4 protein-coding genes, 1 tRNA gene and 1 pseudogene are annotated in these 5667 nt (G+C 70.0%); 2 read left to right on the forward strand and 4 right to left on the reverse strand.

Annotation, left to right across the window (positions count from 1 at the left end):
* Positions 1–523 precede the first annotated feature (523 nt).
* A complete protein-coding gene (locus GEV07_30600) occupies positions 524–1390 on the forward strand; it encodes a hypothetical protein (protein ID MQA06861.1) in 867 nt (288 codons plus the stop codon).
* Between the two features lie 9 nt (positions 1391–1399).
* Here the strand turns inward: GEV07_30600 and GEV07_30605 are convergent, their stop codons facing one another.
* Positions 1400–2662, reverse strand: coding sequence for an MFS transporter (locus GEV07_30605; protein ID MQA06862.1), 1263 nt, complete (start codon positions 2660–2662; stop codon positions 1400–1402).
* 44 nt (positions 2663–2706) lie between these two features.
* Positions 2707–2788 (reverse strand) — tRNA-Leu (locus tag GEV07_30610).
* Between the two features lie 117 nt (positions 2789–2905).
* On the opposite strand from GEV07_30610, the pseudogene GEV07_30615 reads away from it, so the two are divergent.
* Positions 2906–3847, forward strand: a pseudogene (locus GEV07_30615) (WYL domain-containing protein).
* A gap of 1 nt (position 3848) precedes the next feature.
* On the opposite strand, the gene arsM reads toward GEV07_30615, so the two are convergent.
* On the reverse strand, positions 3849–4604 hold the full coding sequence (gene arsM / locus GEV07_30620; GenBank protein MQA06863.1) for an arsenite methyltransferase: 756 nt from the start codon (positions 4602–4604) through the stop codon (positions 3849–3851).
* Between the two features lie 74 nt (positions 4605–4678).
* Complete coding sequence (locus GEV07_30625; protein MQA06864.1) at positions 4679–5155, reverse strand: NUDIX domain-containing protein; 477 nt, start codon at positions 5153–5155, stop codon at positions 4679–4681.
* Positions 5156–5667: the final 512 nt, after the last annotated feature.

Consider the following 5667-nt stretch of genomic DNA (forward strand, 5'->3'; position numbering starts at 1 on the left):
GCCATGCCAGTGCCGACCAGGGGATGTTCTCGGTGGTCGCCGTCTCCGGCATTCGACACTCCTGTTCATGCGGGCAGTCCGGTGAAGACCCCCGTACATGCGAATGCACTTGCAGACGTTCTTGCATTCGCAAGTGCTGACCAGAACTTAGCAGACTATGGCGGCTGTCGACCGCCGGTTCGATCAACGCTGCCGCTAACGACCTCCGGTCACTGTCAGTAGCGTCCGGGAGCGTGCCCCTGGCGGCCGGGCAATGCACCGTATTCGCTAGCCGGCGGCGACCCGAGCCGCCCGCATCGCGGTAACGGTTCGACGGAGGGCTTCACAATACGTAGCGCCAGGTGGGACGCTCTTCCCCAGTGGTGTGTGGGCACGGCGAGACCCGCATCCGCCCGACCGGTACCGCCCCGCCGGTGAGGTACGACCGCGCGGCGTTACCTGTTGCTGCGGTGCTACTGGCCGGTAGGCTCGGCATCCCGAAAGTGCCCCGGAAAGCGTGCGCCGTGAGAGGCGGAGAGTCCCGATGACGACAGGTGAGGAACACGTCGAGGCTTCGATCCCCTTGGACCGGCCGACCTCGGCGCGTGCCTACGGATGGATGCTGGGCGGCAAGGACAACTACGAGATCGACCGGAAGTCCGTCTTCGGCATCGCGGAGAACTTCCCGCAGGTCGTCGACATCGCCAGGCAGAACCGGCAGTTCCTCTACCGGGCGGTGCGCTACCTCGTCCAGGAAGCCGGCATCGACCAGTTCATCGACCTCGGCTGCGGCCTACCCACGGACAACAACGTCCACCAGGTCGCCCAGCAGCTCAACCCGGACGTCCGCGTCGTATACGTCGACATCGACCCGATCGTGCTGGCGCACGGTCGCGCGCTGCTCGCCAAGAACAAGGTGACGACGGTCATCACCGCCGACATGCGCGACCCTGACACCATCCTGCAGCACCCGGACACGCAGCGGCTGATCGACTTCAGCAAGCCGCTCGCGATCCTGTTCCTCTCCGTCGGACACCACCTGAAGGACCAGGAGGACGTCGGCCACGGCGTCAAGCACGCGCTGCGCCACATCATCGACGACGTCGCCGTCCCCGGGAGCTACCTGGCGTTCTCCCAGGTGGTCATCGACGACCCCGCCGAGGGCGCGAAGATGACCAAGCAGTTCACTGACATCAACGTCCCGTGGCAGACCCGCACGCCCGCAGAGGTCGACGCGCTGCTCGACGGGCTGGAGCTGGTCGAGCCCGGCCTGGTCAACCTGAAAGACTGGCGTCCCGACCCGGACCAGCCGCCGCTCGAACCGGTGCCGAGCCCCCTACACCCGTACCTCGGCGTCACCGAGAAGCACAACAACGTCTACGAGTACGGCGGCGTGCTCCGCAAGAGCTGACGCCGTAGGTCAACTCGTCGGCCGGCGCTGCACGGCGGCGACGGCCACGAGGGCAAGCACCGGGACGACGAGCAGCCCGGCCATCGTGTTCAGGCCGCCGAACCCGTGGTGGGCGAGCAGTGTGCCCGACAGTGCGCTGCCGGAGGCGCCGACCACGTTCATGGCCAGGTCGGAGAGGCCCTGCGCGCTCGCGCGCTGCGCCGGCGGGATGGTGTCGGCGAGCAGGGTAGAACCGGCGACCACTGCCGCGGACCAGCCGAGGCCGAGCAGGAACAGGCCGACCGTCACCCGTACCGTCGACCCGTCCGAGGTGCCCGCGACGACCACCGCTGCGATCAGCACACCCTGCGCCGCGACGATCAGCGGGACCCGGCCGAGCTTGTCGACCAGCAGTCCCATGATCGGTGAGAACGCGTACATCCCGGCGACGTGCAGGCTGATCGTCAGGCCCACCACGGCGATGTGCGCACCGCCGTCCTTCATGTGGATCGGCGTCATGGTCATCACGCCGATCATCGCGGTGTGGGCGAGCGCGATCGCGACGAAACCGAGCGTGGCGTGCCCCGACCGGAACACCACGCCGAACGCCGAGCGCAGGGTGCCGCGCTCCGGCCGGGTCGTGGAGTCGTGCTCGCTGGCCAGCCGCTGTGCCAGCAACAGCGGGTCGGGCCGCATCACCACCCAGGTCAGCACTGCGCCGACGCCGAACGCCAGCGCGGAGAAGATCACCGGCCCGCTCAGCCGCGGCAGGCCGAGGTACCCGGCGATGGTCGCGCCTGGGTCGATGAGGTTCGGTCCGAGCATGGCGCCGATGGTGGTGGCCCAGACGACGATGGACAGCGCACGGCCGCGCCGGTGCGGAGGTGCGAGGTCGGTGGCGGCGTACCTGGACTGCAGGTTGGCCGCGTTGCCCGAGCCGACGAGCAGCATGCCGACCAGCAGCAGCGCGAGCTGGCCGGCCGTCGCGGCCACGATGACGAGCGCGCCGCCGAGGGCACCGAGGAACCAGCCGGTACTCAGTGCCACCCGCCGGCCGTGGCTGTTCGCGAGCCGGGCCAGCGGCACCGCGAGCACGCCCGCGCCGAGCGTCATCGCCGTGGCGGCGAACCCGGCCCACGCCTTCGAGCCGGCGACCTCCTCGGCGAGCAGGCTGGCGACGCCGACGGTCGCGCCGAGACCGATGCCGCCGACGACCTGACCACCGACCAGGGTGCGTACGGAACGGGTCTGTACCGCCGCGACGTCGGCATCGGCGGTCACAGTCGCGGGGATCTCGTCAGGAACACTCGCTCAGGCTATCGACCGGCGTCCTTGGGTGCCCGGGGTGGGATTCGAACCCACACGGCTCTCGCCACCGCATTTTGAGTGCGGCATGTCTACCTGTTCCATCACCCGGGCTCGGGCGCCGGGACGGAGTATACGTGCTCAGCGGGCCGTCCGAGGCGCGTGGTATTGGTGTCACGTTCTGACCCGAATGGATGTGACGCTGGCACCATGGCGAACACGAGCGCGCGGATGTTGCGGTTGCTCTCCCTTCTGCAGACGCACAGGTACTGGCCCGGCGACGAGCTCGCCGACCGGCTGGAGGTGAGCCTGCGTACGCTGCGCCGCGACATCGACAGGCTCAGGGAGCTCGGCTACGTGGTCGACGCCAGCCGCGGCGTCGCCGGCGGCTACCAGCTGCGCGCCGGGTCGGCGCTGTCGCCGTTGCTGCTCGACGCCGACGAGGCGGTCGCCATCGCCCTCGGCCTGCACACCGCCGCCGCGGGTTCTGTCGCCGGGGACGGGGAGACCTCGCTGCAGGCGCTGTCGAAGATCGTGCAGATCATGCCGCCGCGACTGCGCCGCAGGGTCGAGGCGCTGCAGGCGTCCACGGTGCCCGCCGTGTTCGCCGTGTTCGCCGGGCCGAAGGTGGACGTCGGGGCGCTGACGACCATCGCGCAGGCGTGTCGGGACGCGGAGCGCATGCGGTTCGCGTACGTGACCCGCGACGGCGAGCAGGCGCAACGGCTGGTGGAACCGCACTGGTTGGTGCCGCTCGGCCGTCGCTAGTACCTGGTGGCCTGGGACCTGGACCGGGCGGACTGGCGCAGCTTCCGGGTGGACCGCCTGGTCGAGCCGGTGACGACCGGCGCGCGGTTCCGGCCCAGGCAGCTGCCGACCGACGACGCGGCGAGCTTCGTGCGGTCGGGCATCGCCTCGGTGCGGGACAGGCACGACGTCGTCATCCGGGTGCAGGCCGCCGAAGCCGAGGTGGCGTCGGTCGTCGGCAGGTGGGCCGAGGTGACGGCGGTTGACGAGCGGTCGTGCGTCGTACGGATGAGTGCGGAGAGCCTGGACTGGCCGGTGCTCGTGCTCGCCGCGGTGGGCGCGGAGTTCGAGGTTGTCGAACCGGCGGAGTTCCGCGACTACGTGCGGACGGTCGGGGACCTGTTCCTCCGCGCCACCGCCGGCTGACTCAGTCGGCGGGCTTGCTGGCCCTGATGACCGCGGCGTGCATGCCGTCAGCCACCTCGTGCGTGCGGGTGACCTGTACGTCGGTGAACCCGGCGGCCTCGAGCGCACGGCGGTACTCCGTCTCCGACAACGCGCCGGCGATGCAGCCGGTGTAGTCGCCGCGCTCGGCGCGCTGCTCCGGCGTCAGGTGGTCGTCGGCGATGACGTCGGAGACCCCGAACCGGCCGCCCGGCTTGGTGACCCTGAACGTCTCGGCGAACACCGCGGGCTTGTCGGTGGACAGGTTGATCACGCAGTTGGAGATCACCACGTCGACCGTCGCGGCCGGCAGCGGGATGTCCTCGATCGCGCCGCGCAGGAACTCGACGTTCGTCACCTCGGCCCGCTCCTTGTTGGCGTTCGCCAGCGCGAGCATCTCGTCGGTCATGTCCAGCCCGTACGCCTTGCCGGCCGCGCCGACCCGGCGCGCGGAGAGCAGCACGTCGATGCCGCCGCCCGAGCCCAGGTCGAGCACGGTCTCGCCGGGGCGGAGGTCGGCGACGGCGAATGGGTTGCCGCAGCCCAGGCTGGCGGCCACCGCCTCGGCGGGCAGGCCGTCGCGGTCGGTCTCCGCGTACAGCTGGCCGCCGAAGCCTTCGTCCACCTCGACGGCGCCGCCGGAGCAACACGACGCGTTCGAACCGGTGGCGACCTCGGTGGCCGCGGCGGCGTAGCGGGCGCGCACCCGCTCGCGCAGTTCGGTGGTCTGGTCCGGCATCACGTCTCCAAGAATCGACGAGCGTCGATCAATACTCTGGACGCTTCATCGATGGATGTCAATGGTTGTGCAGGTCAGACGTGCGCAGCAAGCAGCTGCAGCGCCGCGCCGGCCAGCTGGACGGTCTCCGGCGGCACGTCGAGGGTGCCCCACTCGGTGGGCGGGTACCAGTCGAACGGGTGCTCAGGCCGGGTGACCGGCACGGGTGCCCGGGCCACGCCGACGTACACGTGGTCGACGTGGATGTGCGGTGCGGCGAGGTGGTTGTCGCGGGCGATCGGGTGCTCGCAGATCCACCAGGGCCGCTCGACGGTCGTGGCGGGGAAGTCGTCGCCGAGCGGGATGCCGCGGGACGGGACGAGGTCGGCCTCGATCCCCGTCTCCTCGGCGATCTCCCGCAACGCTGCTTGCTCGGTGTTCTCGTCCGGCTCCACGTGCCCGCCGGGAGGCAGCAGCCGCTGCTGGATCGGGTGCCGGACGAGGCCGAGCCGCCAGCCGTCCTCGTAACGGCACCACAGCAGCGTGCTCGCGGTGATGTGCTTGACCGTCATGGCTCCATGTCTAACAGCCGGAGCCGACAACACCGCCGCGAAACGACGAGGACCCCGCCATCCGGCGGGGTCCTCAGGTGCCTCAGGTGGTCAGCGGATCCGGTGCCAGTCGCCGCACCGTGCGGCCTTGAAGCTGCCGCTAGCGTCCGATCCCACACACTCCTTCACGTAGGTGTGGGTGATCTTCCGCGACCGCAGCGTGCCCTTGGCCGTGGTGTCGTAGCCGTACGGGTTCCATGCGGTCTTCACGGTCTGGCGGCCGTCCTCGGTCCACTTGATCCTGATCGCCGCGTGGTAGCCGTCCTTGCGGTTGTCCTTGATGTAGGCCCGCACCTTCTGGTACTTCTTCCCGTCGATGGTGGCCCGCCAGGTGGTGCCGTGCGCCTTGACACCCTCCAGGCCGTGTGACTCCCACTCGACGGCCGCGTTGGCCGGGGCCGAGCTCATGAACGTCAGGAACGCCGCGGCTCCCACGGCGGTGGCGATGGTGGCGATACGTCGCCGCATCGAAC

This window comes from Streptosporangiales bacterium (genome assembly GCA_009379825.1).
Classification (GTDB): Bacteria; Actinomycetota; Actinomycetes; order Streptosporangiales; family WHST01; genus WHST01.

What these genes read in the sequence shown, in the direction of transcription:
- GEV07_30600 (MQA06861.1), top strand. Translation starts at nt 524, where the DNA reads ATGACGACAGGTGAGGAACACGTCGAGGCTTCGATCCCCTTGGACCGG.
- arsM (MQA06863.1), bottom strand. Translation starts at nt 4,604, where the DNA reads ATGCCGGACCAGACCACCGAACTGCGCGAGCGGGTGCGCGCCCGCTAC.
- GEV07_30625 (MQA06864.1), bottom strand. Translation starts at nt 5,155, where the DNA reads ATGACGGTCAAGCACATCACCGCGAGCACGCTGCTGTGGTGCCGTTAC.